The 17,495-nt window shown below is 58.9% G+C and carries 21 protein-coding genes; 12 read left to right on the plus strand and 9 right to left on the minus strand.

The features are described from left to right. The first annotated feature begins 5 nt into the window (after window positions 1-5). Window positions 6-1,328 carry a site-specific integrase gene (locus J5286_RS02555; protein WP_245205317.1) on the plus strand — a complete coding sequence of 441 codons (1,323 nt, stop codon included), beginning with the start codon at window positions 6-8 and terminating at the stop codon, window positions 1,326-1,328. Here the strand turns inward: J5286_RS02555 and J5286_RS02560 are convergent. Genes J5286_RS02560 through J5286_RS02585 form a run of 6 tightly spaced genes read right to left on the minus strand, consistent with a single transcriptional unit; the run spans window position 1,325 to window position 5,722 of the window. Next, window positions 1,325-1,510, minus strand: coding sequence for a hypothetical protein (locus tag J5286_RS02560; RefSeq protein WP_209188997.1), 186 nt, complete (start codon window positions 1,508-1,510; stop codon window positions 1,325-1,327). The two genes, J5286_RS02555 and J5286_RS02560, sit on opposite strands and share 4 nt — an antisense overlap. A 53-nt stretch (window positions 1,511-1,563) precedes the next feature. Next, a complete protein-coding gene (locus J5286_RS02565) occupies window positions 1,564-1,884 on the minus strand; it encodes a DUF2190 family protein (RefSeq protein WP_209188999.1) in 321 nt (106 codons plus the stop codon). 3 nt (window positions 1,885-1,887) lie between these two features. Then, a complete protein-coding gene (locus J5286_RS02570) occupies window positions 1,888-2,100 on the minus strand; it encodes a phage head-tail joining protein (protein WP_209189001.1) in 213 nt (70 codons plus the stop codon). Window positions 2,101-2,102: 2 nt separating this feature from the next. Beyond that, complete coding sequence (locus tag J5286_RS02575) at window positions 2,103-3,863, minus strand: prohead protease/major capsid protein fusion protein (protein WP_209189003.1); 1,761 nt, start codon at window positions 3,861-3,863, stop codon at window positions 2,103-2,105. Continuing rightward, complete coding sequence (locus J5286_RS02580; protein WP_209189005.1) at window positions 3,844-5,235, minus strand: phage portal protein; 1,392 nt, start codon at window positions 5,233-5,235, stop codon at window positions 3,844-3,846. The genes J5286_RS02575 and J5286_RS02580 overlap by 20 nt, the downstream gene beginning before the upstream one ends. A gap of 4 nt (window positions 5,236-5,239) precedes the next feature. Beyond that, the gene (locus tag J5286_RS02585) at window positions 5,240-5,722 is read right to left on the minus strand and encodes a hypothetical protein (protein ID WP_209189007.1); all 483 of its coding nucleotides are present in this window, start codon (window positions 5,720-5,722) and stop codon (window positions 5,240-5,242) included. Window positions 5,723-5,965: 243 nt separating this feature from the next. Between J5286_RS02585 and J5286_RS02590 the strand changes: the two genes are divergently transcribed. The 6 genes from J5286_RS02590 (at window position 5,966) to J5286_RS02615 (ending at window position 11,593) form a co-directional block, all read left to right on the plus strand. Next, window positions 5,966-6,526 carry a bifunctional DNA primase/polymerase gene (locus J5286_RS02590; protein ID WP_209189009.1) on the plus strand — a complete coding sequence of 187 codons (561 nt, stop codon included), beginning with the start codon at window positions 5,966-5,968 and terminating at the stop codon, window positions 6,524-6,526. Beyond that, window positions 6,492-8,288 (plus strand): primase-helicase family protein, encoded by a 1,797-nt coding sequence (locus tag J5286_RS02595; protein ID WP_209189011.1) that lies wholly within the window; start codon window positions 6,492-6,494, stop codon window positions 8,286-8,288. The genes J5286_RS02590 and J5286_RS02595 overlap by 35 nt, the downstream gene beginning before the upstream one ends. After that, window positions 8,285-8,746: a hypothetical protein gene (locus J5286_RS02600; RefSeq protein ID WP_209189013.1), complete on the plus strand. Its 462-nt coding sequence runs from the start codon at window positions 8,285-8,287 to the stop codon at window positions 8,744-8,746. The genes J5286_RS02595 and J5286_RS02600 overlap by 4 nt, the downstream gene beginning before the upstream one ends. Window positions 8,747-9,111: 365 nt before the next feature. After that, window positions 9,112-9,612, plus strand: coding sequence for a hypothetical protein (locus J5286_RS02605; RefSeq protein ID WP_209189014.1), 501 nt, complete (start codon window positions 9,112-9,114; stop codon window positions 9,610-9,612). After that, window positions 9,599-11,359, plus strand: coding sequence for a phage terminase large subunit family protein (locus J5286_RS02610; RefSeq protein WP_245205318.1), 1,761 nt, complete (start codon window positions 9,599-9,601; stop codon window positions 11,357-11,359). Before J5286_RS02605 ends, J5286_RS02610 begins: the two co-directional genes overlap by 14 nt. A 21-nt stretch (window positions 11,360-11,380) precedes the next feature. Further along, a complete protein-coding gene (locus J5286_RS02615; protein WP_209189016.1) occupies window positions 11,381-11,593 on the plus strand; it encodes a hypothetical protein in 213 nt (70 codons plus the stop codon). 13 nt (window positions 11,594-11,606) lie between these two features. Here J5286_RS02615 and J5286_RS02620 read toward each other — a convergent pair whose 3' ends face one another. Continuing rightward, entirely contained in the window at window positions 11,607-12,101 is a 495-nt protein-coding gene (locus J5286_RS02620) for a response regulator (protein ID WP_348529238.1), read from the minus strand. A gap of 677 nt (window positions 12,102-12,778) precedes the next feature. Here J5286_RS02620 and J5286_RS02625 point away from each other — a divergent pair. Further along, on the plus strand, window positions 12,779-12,946 hold the full coding sequence (locus J5286_RS02625) for a hypothetical protein (protein WP_018898251.1): 168 nt from the start codon (window positions 12,779-12,781) through the stop codon (window positions 12,944-12,946). 31 nt (window positions 12,947-12,977) lie between these two features. Here J5286_RS02625 and J5286_RS02630 read toward each other — a convergent pair whose 3' ends face one another. Continuing rightward, window positions 12,978-13,187, minus strand: a complete 210-nt coding sequence (locus J5286_RS02630; RefSeq protein ID WP_209189626.1) for a hypothetical protein — start codon at window positions 13,185-13,187, stop codon at window positions 12,978-12,980. A gap of 139 nt (window positions 13,188-13,326) precedes the next feature. Between J5286_RS02630 and J5286_RS02635 the strand changes: the two genes are divergently transcribed. Both J5286_RS02635 and J5286_RS02640 read left to right on the plus strand, forming a co-directional pair. Next, a complete protein-coding gene (locus tag J5286_RS02635; RefSeq protein WP_018898253.1) occupies window positions 13,327-13,653 on the plus strand; it encodes a hypothetical protein in 327 nt (108 codons plus the stop codon). 191 nt (window positions 13,654-13,844) lie between these two features. Further along, window positions 13,845-14,216 (plus strand): surface protein, encoded by a 372-nt coding sequence (locus tag J5286_RS02640; protein WP_209189018.1) that lies wholly within the window; start codon window positions 13,845-13,847, stop codon window positions 14,214-14,216. A 344-nt stretch (window positions 14,217-14,560) separates the two neighbouring features. Here J5286_RS02640 and J5286_RS02645 read toward each other — a convergent pair whose 3' ends face one another. Continuing rightward, window positions 14,561-14,944 (minus strand): hypothetical protein, encoded by a 384-nt coding sequence (locus tag J5286_RS02645; RefSeq protein ID WP_209189020.1) that lies wholly within the window; start codon window positions 14,942-14,944, stop codon window positions 14,561-14,563. Between the two features lie 193 nt (window positions 14,945-15,137). Between J5286_RS02645 and J5286_RS02650 the strand changes: the two genes are divergently transcribed. Next, window positions 15,138-16,385 carry an NAD(P)/FAD-dependent oxidoreductase gene (locus tag J5286_RS02650; protein ID WP_209189022.1) on the plus strand — a complete coding sequence of 416 codons (1,248 nt, stop codon included), beginning with the start codon at window positions 15,138-15,140 and terminating at the stop codon, window positions 16,383-16,385. A 60-nt stretch (window positions 16,386-16,445) separates the two neighbouring features. Then, window positions 16,446-17,483, plus strand: a complete 1,038-nt coding sequence (locus tag J5286_RS02655) for a proline racemase family protein (protein WP_209189024.1) — start codon at window positions 16,446-16,448, stop codon at window positions 17,481-17,483. Window positions 17,484-17,495: the final 12 nt, after the last annotated feature.

A 17,495-nucleotide genomic window follows, 5' to 3' on the forward strand; every position in this document is an offset into this window, starting at 1 on the left:
CTGGCTTGCTTGATGAGCCGAAGCGAGTCTATCGTCTCGCCATGACCATCGTTCTCCGAAACAAAAAGTGGCATCTGAAAAAAGACGTGCCGCGCCGATATGCCAGCATCGAACCGCGCAAGGTGGTTTGGGTGAGCCTTCACACCGACTCGAAAGAGAAGGCTGATTTGCAGGGCGCTTTGGTCTGGCAGGAAATGCTTGCGGCATGGGATGCGCGGTTAGACGGCGACACGGACGACGCCGAGCAACGATTTGCAGCGGCGAAGCGCCTCGCGGCGAAACGCGGCTTCTCATATCTGCCTGTCTCAAAGGTCGCCGAGCTATCGCGTGAGGAGCGTTTGCGGCGCGTCGAAAAGATACCGCTTCAAAACAACGGGCCGAACCGGATCGAAGCTCAAGCCCTTCTAGGCGTCGTCGCCGAACCGGAAGTGACAATCGAAAAGGCGCTCGAAGTCTTCTGGCTTCATGAGGCCGACAAGGAACTCGGCAAGAGCGACGACCAAATCCGCCGCTGGCGAAACCCGAAAATGAAGGCCGTCAAAAACTTAGTTTCTCAGATTGGAAACAAGGAAATCTCGGCCATTACCCGCGCTGACATGCTCAAGTTTCGCGACTGGTGGCGAGATCGCCTCAGAGAAGAAAACTTAGTTGCGAACTCGGCCAATAAGGATTTCATCCATGTCGGGCATATCCTGCGCACGGCAAACGAGCGACTCGGCCTGGGGTTAGAGGATCATCTTCGCAAGATCACGGACAAGCTCAACTTCAAAGATGATAAGGACGAGCGCCGCGACCGCGAGCCGTTCTCCGACAAATGGATACGTGAGAAAATCCTCGCACCGAACGCCTTGGACGGCTTGAACAAGGAAGCAAGGTGCATCCTCCTCGCGCTGATCAATACAGGCGCTAGGCCCTCCGAGATCGCGGGTTTGATGCCCGAACATATCCACCTTAGCGGCCCTGTCCCCTATATCTCTATCGAGCCTGTCGGGCGGCAGTTGAAGAACCCGCAATCGAAGCGCGTCATTCCGCTGGTAGGCGTGTCCCTGGACGCCTTCAAACAATGCCCGAAGGGGTTTCCGACATATCGGTTCAAAGACAAGATCAGCGCCACGCTTAACGCCTTCATGCGCGATAACGGCCTAATGGAGTCGGACAGGCACGTTATCTATTCTCTTCGTCACGCCTTCGAGGATCGGATGATCCGGGCTGAATTTGACGACAGGATGAGGAGGCAGCTATTCGGCCATAAGCTCGACCGGGAGAAATACGGGAAGGGGCCGACGCTAGAACATTTTCATGAAAAGCTGAAAGGGATAGCGATTTAGATCAGGGCTTCGATTTCGAGGCGGCGCTTGATCTTCGACTTGACGCTTGCACCGGATTTCAATTCCGCGAGGTCGCGTTCGAACGCTTCATAGATCGGTTCGTATTCCGAGTTTTCCGCTGCCAGTTTTGCTACTGTTGCCATCGCGGCGCGGACACGTTCGATTTCGGACTGGATACGCATGACATTCTCCGAAAAGGTGAGGACTTCCGACTGCCGCCGAAAGTCCCCTATGCTCAGATGATCTTAACGTGGACGCTGCCCGTCGATGCGGCGGCTGCGGTGACGGCCACGCCGATCAACGTATTGCCGGTTGCCGTCGTCGTGACGAGCTTGGCGGTCGAGTCGTAATAGACCTTTGCGCCGATGGCGAAGTTGTTCGCGGCAACCTTCGGAAGCTCGAACACGCCTTCGGTGACGAAAACCAAATCCTGCCCTTCGGCGGCATTGATGGACGCGATGCCGTGAAGGTCGCCGATAACGACGACATCACCGGACAGGATATTGGCAGGGGCCGGGACAGTCAGATTGACGCCCTGTTGAATGAAGTTCTTCATGGGTTACAGTCCTTTCGAGGTCTGGAAACGGATGGTTGATGAGGATTGGCCGTGAGTGGCAATCGCCCGTTCGAGCAAGGCAAGCGCGGACATGAGTTCGGTTTGGCTGCGAAACTCGATCTCCTCGCCGTTCTGATCTTTCAGACGACGGGTGCCGGAAAAGACGGCCCTTTCGAGCCGTCCCCTGTAAGCCTGTAGTTCGATCAGGCTCGCCATGATCACTCCCCAGGGTTCTTGAAAGCGCCGCGCCAGTCGGACCAACCGCAACCGAAGTCGAGGAAGGCACGGAAGCGCATCCCGAGCGTGTCCCATGCTTCCGTCCGCTGGATTTGGACGCCCTGCGCGGACGACAGATAGGCCATCTGCAACACCGGCAGGCGCGACGGTTCGGCAAACAGGAACCAACGCTTGTCGGAAATGCGCGGCTCGACCAGAAGGGTGAGCTTCTGAGCGAACGGGTTGCCGTTGGCGATATCGGCGGCATAGATCGCAGCCAGGACCATTTCGGCGGACGTTTCCATTTCCGGCCCGACGACAAGGTACTTCGGAGCCGCGCCGACAATGGTCTTTCCGTCCAGCCCTTTCACGACGCGCATTTTCTTACGAGCGAAATCGAGGTTCGCAACGCTGAGGCCATCGCCAGAGGCCGCAAGGTTGCCACGGCTGGCGTGGAACACTGCCTTGTTATCGCTGAGCTTGTGCTCATCGATCAGAAGCCCCGCGAGCATGTTCGAGACGGTATTTGCAGCCGCGTCGGCAAGGGCGGCAGTCATATCGCCAAGAAGGTTCGCGTCATCATCGATTAGGAGCTTGCGGCTCACGTTCAGGCCAGCGGCATAGGTGCCGAGGCTGAGCGTTTCGCCGTTCTCCGTGCGAGCCGTATGCTGGATTTCTCCGTCTTCGGCCAAGGGCTTCAATTCGCCAAGTTCCCCGGCGCGGATAGCGGTCGATGCCTTGAAGTTCGGCAGGGTCCGCTTGCGCACCAACGGCGTGAGGCCAGACGCGGCGGCATTGAAGCGTTCGAGGGCGATCTTGTTCGCGACGTTCGAGACGATCAACGGGAAGTCCGAAGTCGTCATCGACGCGGCGCGGGTCAAGATATCGTCCGTCGTCAGCCCGCGAACCGATACGCCCGCCCGTTCGAGCGAGGAAATCGCGATATCGCGGAAGGACATTTCGACAAACTGCCGAGCGTCGTCCGGCAGTTCGCCACCGGCAGCACGAAAGGCAAGCGCGTCAGTCTGGCGGCGGACGATCTGTTCCGGCGCATCGTTGGCCGCGACGACACGAACTCGAGTCTGCTGGCTACGGCCCTGCATCTGAGCAAGAGCGGCAGCACGAGCGGTTTCGAGCGTTGCGCCCGCGTCGATCTGATCTTCGGCCCATCCGCGAGTGAGGCCCGCCAATTCGGCAAGGCTGCGAATCTGCTGCTGTTCCGCTTCGGGGGCGAGAACGATTTCTTCGTCTTCCATGTTAGCGCCCCTCCTGCGGGCATTGGGGTCAGCCCCCAAGGGGACAAGGCTGACTTCGGTTAGCACCCACTCCGTTGCGGTGCGGGTGCGGCTCATTCCCGTTCGGGAATCTTCGAAATTGATGATGCGGTATCCGACCGAAAACCGGCTCGCCGTGCCATCCTTGACGCGCTGGACAATCGGGCGAACGTCGTCGGCAGTCGAAAACGTGAGATCGGCCAAAAGCTCATCGCCTTCGAGGCGGATATTTCGCGCCTTGCCGATAACGTTGCGAATGCTGCCCTGCGCATGGCCGTCCAAGAGGGGAATTTCAGTCTCGGAGCGGAATCCGCCTGGGGCAAGAATTTCGCCATAGACGCCCCTCGCATCGCGGCGGGGAACCGGCGTGGCCGTGGCGATAACTGCCGTGATGGTCATGGCGGTTTCATCGAACTGCCCGGAAGCCGAGGCGGCGCGGGTCAGGGTTGCGGCTGCATTTCCGTCGCGCCTAGTCTTCGTTTTCAGCATCGTCCTTCACCTCTTTCGTTGCGGCAGGCGTCGGCGATTGCTCGAACGACAAGCCAAGCGTTTGCTCGCGCTGGCGATCTGCGGCGATTTCGGCGTCCAGCTTTTCGACATTGAAGCCGAGCGAGGCGACGGCCTGCCTGCGGCTCATGAGGCCCGCGCCGATCATGGCGGCAGTGCCGTCCGCGTCTTTCTTCGGGTCGATCCACGGCATAGCTGGAAAGAACCATTCCACGCCCGGAACATCGTCGCCGGTATCGAGCGAGCCAGTCAGGTTCGCGAGCGTGAGCCAGCGGCGATAGATCGGCCCAAAGAACTTCGAGACGAGCAACGTGAATTGGATGGCTTCGAGGTGTTGGCGAAACTGGACAAGTGCCGTGCGGGCGCTCGAATAATTGACATTCCGCATGTCGCCGCTGAGGAGAAATTCGGGAATCTGCAATCCCGCCGCGATCATCCGAATGCTATGCGTTGCGAAATCCACGCTCTGTTGCATCTGAGTAGGATGCGAGAATGTGACGGTATAGCCAGACGGCAGGACACGCATCGTCCCCGGCTCTAGGCTGAGATCAAGGGCGGAACCGTTCTGCGCTCCATCGGCGAAGGCCGTGCCGTTGCCGTTTTGATCCTGAATAAAGCCGCACATCATCGCTTGGATTTTGGCGCTGACGAGAAGCGCGTCCTGCAACTGGCTTAGCTCATTGAGCGGCAGCACGACGGGCGCGAACCACGATAGGCCGCGATGCTGTCCCGCCCCATTGCGTCGGAAAAGATGGATCACGTCCTCAGCCGGGACGCGGATGGGCGTTTGGGTCGTCGGAAAGATGTCCGTCAGCCGAGTGCTGAAAATATGGTAGGCAACGATCTCGTCGCCCGCGCTGAACTCGACTCCGTTCGCGATGTATCCGCCGCCGCCAAGTTCTACCGTGAGCGACTCGTCCAATTGCTCAGCCGGGATATGCTGCAATCGAAGCTCGCCCTCATCGGTCGTGAGCATGCGAATGATAGCTTCCCCATCGGTCACAACGGCGTCGATGATCTCAGCTTGCAGTTCCGCAAACTTAGTTTTGACCGCCCACGCCGCGAACTCCTCATCGATCTTGGTGCGAGTGCCAGCGTCCGAATGTTGGCTCGCGGCAGTCACACCATAGCCGACCAGGGCGGTTCGATAGATACCGGCGGCATTCGCTGCAAGCGGATCATTGTGGCGAAGGTGACGGGCGCGACCACGGACTCGGCTCGCTCCTCCCGCAACCTCAGCGGCCATCGATCCGAAAGGCGGCGTGTTCGTCCAGCGTTTGCCCGAGGTCGCCTCAAGCATCCGCTGCCCCTTCGGCTTCGACTGACGATTGAGGATGCGTTCGAACAAGCCCATGCCATTACCTCAGCAAAGGAGAGATCAGGCCAGAAAGGTCGATCTTTGTTTCGACGTGACGACCTTGCAGCTTTTTGAGATCGTCCAGACCGTCGTCATCGCGGACGATCAAACGGCAGCTTCCCCAAAACATCTTCCGGGCATCAGTCGAAAACACGAAAGACCATTCTTCGCCGTTGCGGATGCCATCCACCACGCGGCCAAATCCGATGCGGCTGACCACACCGGGGACCGGATCGGCATCGCAGTTTTCGAGGAGGCGCATAATGCGATTAAGGTTCATGCCCTCAAAGCCGTGAGCTTGCAGCGCCAGAAGAACCCGAGCCTTCGCCATGCCAACGTCGTCATAAAGGGCTTTCCGACCCTTGAACCCGACGTGATCGAACGCGCCCTTGTCCCGGTAGCCGCGAAGGATGTTGTGAAGCTCATTCACGTCGTCCCCGGTTACGAGGGCGATAGATGCTGCTACTTCGGGCAGTGATTGCATGACGTTCTCCTTTAGCTGAAAGCATAACTACACTACTGCACTGATCAGCGCAATAGTGTTGACAGGCGTTCTCGATTGGGTATGATGCCCCTACTCGACAGACGCGGGAACGGCTGCCGGGTATTCCAAAGTTCATGTTGATCCGACTAACATCCTCCCGTCGTCGGACGGGGGGATGCGTTCTCACGTCAGTATAAGGGCGCTTGCGCTGAGAAAGAAAAAGCCCGCCCCTCTGGCAAACCAATGACGAGGGACAGGCTTTTCATATCGCTCTCAACCTCCGAGAAGAAAGCATCGGAAATGTCTCATGGAAATGCTACGAAAACAAGGGAAATCATTGATAACGATGAGATTTCTTCTTCTTTCGCTCGACTAAGATACTTGCGTAATGGCTTCATCCCTCTGCCTGCCGAGGGCAAAGCCGTCCACCTCAAAAACTGGACCTCCCTTGCCGTCGAAGTGGACGATATCGAGCGATGGGAAAAGCGCCAGCCCACCGCGAAGAACACCGGCATCCGCACTGGCGAGGGGGTGGTCGGAGTCGATATCGACGTGCTTGACGAGGCAGTTGCCGAGCGCCTGCAATCGCTCTTGGAGGAAAAGGTAGATGGCCTGCCGCCCCTCCGATTCGGTCGTCGTCCTAAGCGGCTCCTCCTTCTTCGGGTCATGGGGGATGACTTCGAAACCTTCAAAAGCGGAAGCTGGATCGATGATGACGGCAATCCGGCCCGCGTCGAAATCCTAGCCAAAGGGTCGCAATTCATTGCTCATGGCATCCATCCCGATACCGGGAAAGCCGTATGAATGGGCAGACGGAGTCCACCCTGGAAACATCGCCGTCACCGATTTGCCGACGATCTCGGAAGCCAGTCTTCGCGAGTTTGTCCAGATGGACGCAGAGTGCGAGTTTGCCGACAGAGGTTGGAAACCGTCATTAGGCGCGAAACGGGACGGAGAGCCGCTAGACCTCGAACTGGCCTTTGAGCAAATCCGAACCCGCGCTTCTTACCACGAACCCGCCGTCGCCATTGCCGCGCATTACGCTTCAAAAGCCATCGAGTCCAAAGAGGCGACGAGGCGATTGAAGGCTGTCTTCCAAGATGTTCCGAAGTCCGAACGGGACGACAGATGGCATCGCGAATTTCAGGATATCGAACGCTCGATTAGAACGGCCTATCGGAAGTTCGAGGCCAATGCCGCGCCCGAGCGTCCCTCTGACTCGATCATGCGGGAACTTTTCGGCTCCCCATTGGGGATCAATGATCCGATCCGCGATCTAAACAAGCGGCATGCCATCGTTAGCGTCGGCGGAAAAACCGTCGTCATGACCGAAGGCACGGATAGCATAGCATTCGGCACGGAAGGCGATTTGCGCCTCCGATATAAAAACCGCCCCTGGGCGAATAAGCGAAAGGCCGAAATTGCAAAGCTGACAGGTGGTCCGCAACCGGCAAAGTTGACGATTGCCGACGCATGGCTCGCGTCACCGAAACGGCGTGATTTCCCGAACGGCGTTGTATTCCGTCCAGATGGCGACACGCCTGCCGGAACTTATAATCTCTGGCAGGGATGGAAGATCGATGGCGAGGCCGATGCCTCGTGCGGGCTGTTCCTAGATCATCTTTTCGACGTGATCTGCAATGGCGACCGACTGCAGTACGATTGGCTGCTTGGCTGGATGGCGCATATGATCCAGCGGCCCGAGCAAAAGCCGAGATCGGCGATTGTGTTGAGAGGCCAGAAGGGAGCGGGCAAGGATATTGTCGCGGTCTATCTTTCGCGGCTCATGGCTCGAAGCGCCTATCTTAACACGTCCGATCAGGAAGCCGTTTGGGGTCATTTCAATGGCGCGATTGCGAACAAGCTTTTCATCCATCTGGAAGAGGCGTTTTTCAGCGGCGACCATAGAGCCGACTCCCGTATCAAAAACCTGATCACTGCCGAGACTCAAACGATCAACGAAAAGCATGCGCCCGTCTTCGCGGTCGACTCCTTCCATCGGCTTTTCATCACCTCGAACGAACTTCGCGTCGTCAACAGTACCGAGGGTGAGCGGCGGTATTTCATTTCGGAAGTTTCGGCTCATCGGTGCGGCAACAAACGCTATTTCGACGCGCTCATTGCCGAAATGAACGGCGATGGTCCTGCCGCCTTGATGCACATGCTGCGCGCATACGATTTATCGGCATGGAATCCGCGTCCGCCCGCAACAGAAGCCCTCATCGAATCCATCGCCTCGAACCTAACCGGCGTTTCGGCATGGATGCACGACTCCATTGAAACCGGACGGATTGCCGGGGCCGATGGATGGCAAGATTGGCCCGATGAGCCGATTGATACAACGTCCCTCAGAGACGCATTCGATGCCTGGGCTTGCAAGCCTGCCAACAAATATCGCGGCATCAACATCGACCAACGGATTTTCGGCAAACAGCTTACGCCGTTCCTTTGCGACAAACGAAGGAGCGGACCTCGCGGCAATCGCTCGTGGAAATACGAACTGCTGAGCTTACCGGATGCTCGCGATGCTCTGGAAACCATCCTCACGAAAGGCAACAAGCTATGACCGATGATGAAGTCTATCAGTGCATGGACTTGGATATTCCTGTTCAGCATGCGCCCGATATGTACCCGCCGAACATCATCGGCTCGCAAGCCGTGTTCTATATCGAGCGCAATTTGGCGGGACCGGCGAACACGCAAGGTCATCATCTTTTCCGATTTGCGCAAACCTATTGGTATGGTGACGGCGTTGCGCTGCAAATTTGGGAATTGGCGGGACACTATTATTGCAGCCGCGTCGGACGGCAGGAATCGCTAGTCTATTTCGGCGACGATCTAGCGCGGCCTCTTCACCACAAGCTGATCTTCACGCCGCAAAGTGCCGAAGATCACTTCGAAGACATGGTTAGCCGCAATATCGATCGTCACCTCTTCACTGACGAACTACAATGGCACTCGTATTGCGCAATGCGAGCCGACGAACTTGTGAAGGTGCGAGATCGAAGAGGGCGTTTGTCATGAGGCAAAATCGCCCTGAGCAAATCCAATCGAGCGAATTCATGCCGCGTCAATGTGCCGTGTCCAATGAGAGGAATGGCGTGTCCAATCACTCGGCATATCATTGGACACGGATTATCGTGTTAAATCAAAGCCGTACCATATGTGTCCAATGTGTCCAATGTAATCGTAAGGTTATATGCGCACACGCCTGCACATACGCACACATGCGCAGCCGCACACGCGCGCGACCCTACCTAAAAAGCTCATTGGACACTGGACACATTGGACACGCCCGCGAACGGGTCCTTCCTGCCGGGGTGCGTCTGCGGGGGTCGCCGAGCGCATGCCGTAACTCCCGACAGAATTTTTGAAATGGGAATCTGAGAATGGACAACGCACGTCGAAGAGAGATCGAAGAATTGAGCGGCGGATTCGATGAGCCTTCTTTCATCCCGTCTGAAATGGCAGCATCGAAACTTTCTGTTTTCCTTGATGTCGATACCCGCACCATCAACACGCTCGCGGACAAAGGCGTTTTGAGCCGAAAGGCGAACGGTAAATTCGACACGACGGAATCGACGCAAAAATATCTCGCCTTCGCAAAACGCTCGCGTGGCAACGCCGATCTCGAGTCCGCGAAAGTCCGCGTTGCCGAGCAAACCGCCGCGAAACTCGAAATGCAAAACGAGATCAGCCAGGGCGAACTTGTCCGTGCCTCCGATGTCGAGGCCCGTTGGACCGCCATTTTCACCCGCGTCCGCGCTGGCGTCCTTGCCGTGCCGTCCCGCGTTGCCGGTCGCGCTGGACATTTTACAGCCGCCGACCTCGATATCATCGACCGCGAAATTCGCGATGCCTTGCAGGAGCTTTCCAATGGGGATGCTTGAACGGATCGAACGCAACGCGCTTGCAGCCCTTCGCCCGCCGCCGCGCCTTCGCCTTTCCGAATGGATCGAAACCGAGTTCCGGCTTCCGGCTGGCGTGTCGGCGCTGCCGGGGCCGGTTCGGCTTTGGCCGTTCCAAACTGCAATCGCGGACTCCATCGGCGGGCCGGTCGAGCGCGTCACGGTCGTCAAATCTGTCCGCGTCGGTTTCTCGACTTTGCTATCCGCCGCCATCGGCAGCTACATCGCAAATGAGCCGTCGCCGATCATGCTGTTGATGCCGACCGAGTCCGACTGCCGCGACGTGGTTGTTTCCGATCTCGAACCGATCTTCGAAGCGACACCTGCCCTGCGCGGCCTCCTATCCCCCGAAGCCGACGAGGCGGGCCGGAACACCCTCCTTAGCCGTCGCTTTCCGGGCGGGTCGCTCAAGGTCGTGCCGAGCCGCGCACCTCGCAACCTTCGCCGACACAACATTCGCGTCCTGTTGATCGACGAGGCTGATGGGATGGAAAACACGGTCGAGGGGTCGCCCCTTGTCCTTGCCGAGCGCCGAACCCTGTCGTTCGCAAATCGGAAGATCGTTCTCGGCTCGACTCCTGTCTTCGAGGACGGCCACGTCCTGCGATCCTATGCTCAATCCGACATGCGGATTTACGAGGTGCCTTGCCCCTGTTGCGGGACCTTCGGCGAAATCCAGTGGAAGGACATCGTTTGGCCCGATGGCGAGCCGGAAAAGGCCGCGTGGCGCTGCCCTGCATGCTCTGAGGTAGTCGAGGAGCGGCAGAAGGTCGATATGGTCGCGAAAGGCGTCTGGCGGGCCACCGCGCCCGAAAGAAACGGGGTTCATCACGGTTACAAGCTCAATGCGCTGATCAGTCCCCATCATAACGCCCGTTGGAGCGTTCTCGCTCAAGAGTTTTTAGTTGCAAAGAATAATCCAGACACGCTTAGAGTGTTCGTCAATACGATCCTCGCGGAAGGCTTTCGAGACGGGGGCGACGAACTGGATGAGGACGAGCTTCGCAGCCGTGCCGAGCCGTTCGGCCTGACCGACCTCCCTGCCGATGTCCTCTTCGTGACGGCAGGCATCGACATGCAGGACCAATGGGCCGATTGGGTGCTGACCGGCCATAGCCGAACCGAGACGTTCGTCCTCGCCAACGGACAGATACATGGCCGGTTCGACTCGGATGACCTATGGGCCGAAGTGGACGACCTCCTCAAGACGACGTGGCAGCATCCGGGTCATATCGGCATATCGGCGGCGCTCATCGATAGCGGCGACGGGGAGCATCAACCGCATGTCTATGCCTTCGCCCGTCCCCGGTTCGGTCGCAAGGTCGCGGCTTCGAAGGGGATGGCCGGTTTCAGCCGTCCGCCCCTGCAACGCTCGAACGTCAAAGGTCAGTCGGTGTTTATCGTCGGCAGCGATGCCATCAAAAATTCGATCTTCAATCGCCTGTCCGCTGGCAAGAGCATCCGATTTTCTGGCGATCTTGAAGCGCGGTTTTTTGAGGAGCTTGTGAGCGAGCGGCGCATTGTCCGCTATACACGAGGCCAGCCGACGCGGGCGTTCGAGCGCATCCCCGGCAGGCGAGCCGAGTGCCTGGACGCTTTCACCTACAGCCTTGCGGCCCGCGTCCTGATCAACATCGATCTCGACCGGCGCGAGTCCGAACTTTCAAGCGCCGCTGCGCCCTCGCCAAGGCTACCTGCTGTGATAAGATCGCAATGGTTGAGTCGATAACGGGAGCGATAAGAGTATCCTATGGGGACGATCTGTTATTTTGAAGAAAACGTCAAAGATGACGCTGACGGTGAAGTTCACCAGTTGGAAATTGGAACTTCGGGCTACGGTGGCAATGGCCCGCAGCTCTATCTTAACCTCAATGGTGAAAGCGTTTTGCTTTCACACGCCGACGCGAAAAAGTTTTGTGAAGCGGTCGATGGGATCGCTGGCTATTTCGGCTATCGAAAGTAGCTGAGATATTGTCTCATGCTGTCAGCAGTTTGTTGATCGCAGCAATTACGTGTGGAAATTCATAGGGTTTGGGAAGGAACGGTACTCCTTCCGGCATCATATCAGCGCTCGGCTTAACGCGCCCCGATGTCACAATGATTTTTATCGGAGGCCATCGGTCCCGCACGAATGCTGCAAGTTTCAGTCCGTCCATGCTTCCGGGCATGTCGATATCTGTAAATATCAGACGGATTTCTGGATACTTTTCGACAAGTGCTATCGCTTCGTCCGCATTAGCAGCCTCATGCACGTCGAAGCCCTGATCAGCAAGTTCGTCAACGATTGCAAAGCGAATTAATGCCTCGTCGTCCACGACGAGGACTGCAACTGGATTTGAATGCACGAGCCGTCTCGTTTCCGTTAGAGAAGATTGGCTCTGCTTCAAGCCCACGAACATAGACGGTTCGATACTGTACCAAATAGCGCGCGGGACTAAATGTTCCAGCGTGAAAGGCTGTTGATGTAACATTCTTTCGCCGTTTTGATGAAATTAATACGGAATACGCCCGCGCGGCTCAAAAAAACTGAGTTTTTGCTACTGTTTTTGCTACTGAATTTGCGCCGAAGCACTAAATGATGAGTTAACCAAGCAACTGAAAATTATGAGGAAAATGAAATATCTTTTTTCGGGGTGGAGGACTTCGGGTGCGCCACTTCTCTTTTCTCACGAAAATTTAGCACGACGACCTCAAGCAAGGTCGAATTCTGCTCGTCTAAATTTTTAAAGCCGATCTCCGCGATTCCCATCCTCTGCGAGTCGTGAGACACTTCCCCGGTACGAAATCCATACGATCACCAGAGCGTCGCACAGGCCGGCATTCCCTCACGGAATGCAGGGCAGGTGTGTCCGCGCATTCGTTGCGAGATCAGGCCGATGGACTCAGATTTCTATGCGCAGCTAGCCACGGACGTTTTGACGAACCGCTCTCGTCATGCGGGACCATCTCTCCGAGATCGATTCGAGCGGGACCGGTGTGCGTCGGATGCGGCCTGCTATGCGCTTGCGGCCGCCGGTCTGATCGATTTCGAGGAACTCACCACCCGCATGTTTGCGCAGGAGCGCGTGTTGCTCGATCGGCACGGGTTCCAACCTTGATGGCCCGCCGCAAGAAGAAGCGGGAAGCCCCTTTCAGCCTGGAGATCGCCATGCTGCACTTGTCGGGCCTCGATTGGATCGAGACGTTCGAATATGTCTCGCGACGGCACGGGATCGGCATGACCAGCAGCGATATCAAGGTCTTTGCCGTGGCCGCCGAATATAGCTACGAGCTCGAGCTTATAGAGGCGGTGCGCAAAGGGTGGATCTATGTCTGAGGGGCGTGCCGAGTGCGCCTAACTAATCGCCCTACCGCCGCCGACCGACCGACGATATCAGATACCCCACGGCAAACGTCATCGCCGCCACCGCGATCCCCGTGCTGATGACGCCGGCGGGCGTGATCCTGGCGCTGCCTTGCAGGGTGATGTGCTTTCCGACGCGAAGGTCGAAGACCGATTTCATCTCCTCCGGGTGAGTGGGGATGTCTTGTGCGTGTTCGTCTTGAAGAGCTGACACTTCCAAATCCTCCGTTGTGATGTTGGCGCCTGCGCGATACGGGCGTCGCGCTAGCTTGGCACAATGTTGCCAGACGATTGTCTCGGCAAGATGCCTTTTGATGGCAGGACATGTCGTGGCCGTGGGCCGGAGAGATTGAATGCTGAGCAATATGGTTCGTGGAATGGTGTTTCTGGCGTCGGTGGCGGCCTTGGCCGGTTGCGTCGATCATGCCAACGGCCCGATGCTGACGCCGGTCAACACGCTCGACCCGCCACTCAATCCGCCCGGCATCGCCCACAACATCTGCGTCGCCGATGGTAACGTCATGTATAATGAGGCGCGCAAGCAATACGAGGCGCGGGCGCAGATGTCGCGTTATGCGATCGATCCCGCCAACGAGGAAGCGCAGGCGAGGGCGGCCGCGCGCCGTCAATATGTCACCTGCATCTCCAGCCAGGGCTATCGCGCCGTTTACGACCAGTAGGAGCGGCACGATATCACGCAGTGAGCATAAGCGACATCACGCCTAAAGCGTGACCGGGATCACGCCGTAGGGCGTAATCGGGATCACGCGCAATCGCCTGCGATCACGACTGTTGGAGCGCGCGTGCAGGCGCGGAACTTTGCAAGCTGAGACGGCATTTTCTTCATGTGAATCCTGAAGGAGGGTTTATCATGAAAATCTCCCGTTACATCCCGTCCGTCCTGTCGCTTGGCGTCATCGCGGCGCTCTCGGCCGCGGTGCCCGTTCAGGCCGCGCCCGCCGATCAGTCCATGCAGCAGGCTCAAGTGATTCAGGTGGCTGAGACCCAGCCGGGCCATTGGCACGGCTATCATGGCTCGCGCACAGAGCGGCCCGGCACCCGCCTGCATGACGGCTACTGGTATCCCGATGCTGCCTTCGGCGTGGACCGCCAGACCACGGGCTCGATCACCGAACGCCCGATGCAGCCCCAGATGCAGCCGATGCACAGGCAAGCCTATTGCCAGGGTAGCTTCGGCGGCACCAATGGCGACGGCTCCATGCCATGCGGAAACGAGTGGTGAGTCGGTCTCGAAGGTGGCGGTCTCGGCCGCCGCCTTCGGCCCTTGAAGGCTGAAATTGCTTATATCTTGGGACTTTTGATGAAATTATGTGCATGCATCGAATGCGAATGACGATCTAAGGTGTCGTGTTATGCGTTTTGCGCATTGCTGCGTTGCGGTATTCTCCCTATTCCTGATCGAAACGATGGGCTATCTATCCCCTCGAAGGCAGCGCACTCCTCCTCCCAGCGCTCCTTCATCGGACTGACAACACTCCTCCTCCCAGTTGTCAGTCAGGATCAAGAGCCCGGTGCACCTCCTCCCGCACCGGGCTCTTTTCCATTCTGGACCTTCCATCGCTTGGACTAGTTGCCGATCCTCGCCACGCCCGTCTGGCCGTTGTCGCGCGTCCACTTCACCTTCCCGGGTCCTGCAGTCTCCAGTTCGAAACACATCGGCGCGCCGTCGTACCAGATCCGGAATTTCTGGCAGAGCCGGTTCGAATCGATCCACCATTTGCCCTGATCGTTCGGCTTGAAGAATTTTCCGAGCCCGATCGCCTCGCCGCTGCCGTCGACCACGCCTGATGTGTGGTAGTTCAGCGGCAACTCGCCTCCGAGCGGTGTCGCGAGATAGATGGTCCTGCCGATGATGTCATGACGTATCGCGTCTTCCTCCAGCGCGCCGGCGAAGGCAAGCGACGGGCAGAGCAGGGCGATCGAGAAGAAGATGCTGGGCAGTGCCTTCATTACGCGCGATCCTTGGTTGAAATCCTGCTCTAATAAACGGCAGCAGCGGTCGGAAAGTTTCACGGCGCTTGCGCCGAGCGCGCGGTCGCGTGCTGTCCAGCCAAAGGGGAAAATTGAGATGGAAGTCGCTCGTGTTCTGATATATCACAGTGCGGCCGGTGGTGTGGTCCGCCGCGCGAATGGGCGGTGAGGGATGAACGAGAAGAAACAGACGGTCGCGGTTGTCGGCGCAGGTGTCATCGGTGCGGCGATCGCGCTCGAATTGCAGCGTCGCGGCCTGCAGGTCACGCTGATCGACAAGGGCGAGCCCGGGCGCGGCACCTCTTATGGCAACATGGCCAGCATCGCGCTCGATTTCGCCGCCGGCTCCGGCCCCAATACCTGGCGCAAGATCCCTCGCTGGCTGCTCGATCCCGAAGGTCCCGTCTGGCTGCGCCCCGCCTATGCGTTGAAAATGGCGCCATGGTTCCTGCGCTTCATCGCTGCCGGTAAGCCCTCGCGGCTGCGTGACATCGAGGATGCGGGCATGAGCCTCTCAAATCCCGCGCTCGCCGATTTTCGCGCCATGCTGGATACGATCGCGGCACCCGAGCTGATGACCGACGAAGGCTGCCTGGCGATCTACGAGACCGAGGCGGAATTCGCTGGTGATCGCGGCCATATCGATTTCATGCGCCGCTACGGCTTCGATTTCGACGTGCTCGAGGGTGCTGCCATCCGCGATCTGGAGCCCTCGCTCTCGCCGTCGATCGCCAAGGCGGTCCTGCTGCCCGACAACAAGACCATCCGCGATCCCTATCGCCTGGTGGTGAAGCTCGCCGATGCCGCCCGCGAACGTGGCGCGACCCTCCTCTCCGGCGCGGTCCGCACCGTCGAAAAGAACGCCGACGGCACCTCCGTCGTGCTGCTCGAAAGCGGCGAGCGTATCGCGGCCGATTTCGTCGTGCTGGCGGCAGGCGTCCACACGCGCTTCCTGGCCGAAAAGCTCGGCGAGCCGATCCCGCTCGAGACCGAGCGCGGTTATCACACGCAGATCATGCAGCCCGGCGTCTCCATGCGCTATTCGGTGATCTGGCCGCATCGCGCCTTCATGATCACGCCGACGGCAGGCGGTATCCGCGTCGGCGGCAATGTCGAGCTGGCGGGGCTGGATGCCGCGCCCGATTTCCGCCGCGCCCGTGTCCTCGTTCGCCATGCCCAGCGCGCGGTTCCGGGGCTTCAGGTCAAGGACGCCAGCGAGTGGATGGGCCACCGCCCGGCGCTGCCCGATACGATCCCGATCATCTCGCCCTCTTCGAAAATGCAGGGCGTTTGGTACGCGACCGGTCACGGCCATCTCGGCCTCACCTATTCGGCGACCACCGCGCAGCTGATCGCGGATATGGTGACGGGGGCAAAACCCGCCGTCGACATGACGCCGTTCCGTATTAACCGCTATTGAGACATAACAGACAGCCGGCGGCGACGGGGTCGCTCTGCCGGCGGATGATGGGAGACGCCGATGAGATGGAAGCGCACGATCCAGCTTCTGGATGTCCACGCCGAAGGTGAGATCGGAAAAGTCGCGATCGGCGGCGTTCCGAAGATCCCGGGCAACACCGTTGCCGAGCAGCTGCATTGGCTGAACACCGATCCGAAGGGCCAGGAGCTTCGCCGCTTCCTCTGCCTGGAGCCGCGCGGCGCGCCGATCGGTTCCGTCAACCTGCTGCTGCCGCCCAAGCATCCGGATGCCGATGCCGCCTTCATCATCCTGCAGCCCGATCAGGCGCATGCCAGCTCCGGCTCGAACTCGATCTGCGTCACCACGGCGCTGCTCGAATCCGGCATCGTCGAGATGCACGAGCCGGAAACGGTGGTCACGCTGGAAACGGCGGCCGGCCTCGTCAAGGCGACGGCCACTTGCCGCGACGGCCGCTGCGAGAAGGTCAAACTGACAATGGTGCCGTCCTTCGTGCACGAGCTTGATGTCTCGCTTGAGACCGAGCAGTGGGGCACGATCAAGCTCGATCTCTGCTATGGCGGCATCTTCTACGCACTCGTCGATGTCGGCCAGATCGGCCTGACGATCGCCAAGTCCAATGCCGCAGCCCTTGTTAGCGCCGGCATGGTGATCAAGGAAAAGATCAACCGCGAGATCGAGGTCGTGCACCCGGAGATCCCGGCGATCTCGGGCGTCGCTTACGTCATGTTCCGCGATCTCGAAGCCGATGGCACGGTGCGCACCTGCACCACCATGTGGCCCGGCCGGGCCGACCGCTCGCCCTGCGGCACCGGCAACTCCGCCAACCTCGCGACGCTGCATGCGCGCGGCAAGGCGAAGGTCGGCGATGTCTTCAAGTCGCGCTCGATCATCGATTCCGAATTCGAGGTCGGGCTTCTGGCGGAGACCACCGTCGCCGGCCGCCCCGCCGTCATCCCGACGATCACGGGTCGCGGCTTCACCTTCGGCCTGTCGCAGGTGGCGCTCGATCCCTTCGATCCGCACCCCGGCGGCTTCGCGCTGACGGATGTCTGGGGACCGCTCGCCGGCGAGATCTGATCGCCGGCTGAT

Source organism: Rhizobium sp. 16-488-2b, from assembly GCF_017741815.1.
GTDB lineage: Bacteria > Pseudomonadota > Alphaproteobacteria > Rhizobiales > Rhizobiaceae > Rhizobium.

Excerpts from the sequence above, each read along its gene's own strand:
- J5286_RS02580 (WP_209189005.1), bottom strand. The coding sequence starts at position 5,235 with ATGGGCTTGTTCGAACGCATCCTCAATCGTCAGTCGAAGCCGAAGGGG.
- J5286_RS02650 (WP_209189022.1), top strand. The coding sequence starts at position 15,138 with ATGAACGAGAAGAAACAGACGGTCGCGGTTGTCGGCGCAGGTGTCATC.
- J5286_RS02570 (WP_209189001.1), bottom strand. The coding sequence starts at position 2,100 with ATGGCGAGCCTGATCGAACTACAGGCTTACAGGGGACGGCTCGAAAGG.
- J5286_RS02595 (WP_209189011.1), top strand. The coding sequence starts at position 6,492 with ATGGCATCCATCCCGATACCGGGAAAGCCGTATGAATGGGCAGACGGA.
- J5286_RS02585 (WP_209189007.1), bottom strand. The coding sequence starts at position 5,722 with ATGCAATCACTGCCCGAAGTAGCAGCATCTATCGCCCTCGTAACCGGG.
- J5286_RS02625 (WP_018898251.1), top strand. The coding sequence starts at position 12,779 with ATGCTGCACTTGTCGGGCCTCGATTGGATCGAGACGTTCGAATATGTC.
- J5286_RS02605 (WP_209189014.1), top strand. The coding sequence starts at position 9,112 with ATGGACAACGCACGTCGAAGAGAGATCGAAGAATTGAGCGGCGGATTC.
- J5286_RS02600 (WP_209189013.1), top strand. The coding sequence starts at position 8,285 with ATGACCGATGATGAAGTCTATCAGTGCATGGACTTGGATATTCCTGTT.
- J5286_RS02655 (WP_209189024.1), top strand. The coding sequence starts at position 16,446 with ATGAGATGGAAGCGCACGATCCAGCTTCTGGATGTCCACGCCGAAGGT.
- J5286_RS02615 (WP_209189016.1), top strand. The coding sequence starts at position 11,381 with ATGGGGACGATCTGTTATTTTGAAGAAAACGTCAAAGATGACGCTGAC.
- J5286_RS02635 (WP_018898253.1), top strand. The coding sequence starts at position 13,327 with ATGCTGAGCAATATGGTTCGTGGAATGGTGTTTCTGGCGTCGGTGGCG.
- J5286_RS02560 (WP_209188997.1), bottom strand. The coding sequence starts at position 1,510 with ATGCGTATCCAGTCCGAAATCGAACGTGTCCGCGCCGCGATGGCAACA.
- J5286_RS02610 (WP_245205318.1), top strand. The coding sequence starts at position 9,599 with ATGGGGATGCTTGAACGGATCGAACGCAACGCGCTTGCAGCCCTTCGC.
- J5286_RS02620 (WP_348529238.1), bottom strand. The coding sequence starts at position 12,101 with ATGTTACATCAACAGCCTTTCACGCTGGAACATTTAGTCCCGCGCGCT.
- J5286_RS02645 (WP_209189020.1), bottom strand. The coding sequence starts at position 14,944 with ATGAAGGCACTGCCCAGCATCTTCTTCTCGATCGCCCTGCTCTGCCCG.
- J5286_RS02575 (WP_209189003.1), bottom strand. The coding sequence starts at position 3,863 with ATGCTGAAAACGAAGACTAGGCGCGACGGAAATGCAGCCGCAACCCTG.
- J5286_RS02565 (WP_209188999.1), bottom strand. The coding sequence starts at position 1,884 with ATGAAGAACTTCATTCAACAGGGCGTCAATCTGACTGTCCCGGCCCCT.
- J5286_RS02590 (WP_209189009.1), top strand. The coding sequence starts at position 5,966 with ATGACGAGGGACAGGCTTTTCATATCGCTCTCAACCTCCGAGAAGAAA.
- J5286_RS02640 (WP_209189018.1), top strand. The coding sequence starts at position 13,845 with ATGAAAATCTCCCGTTACATCCCGTCCGTCCTGTCGCTTGGCGTCATC.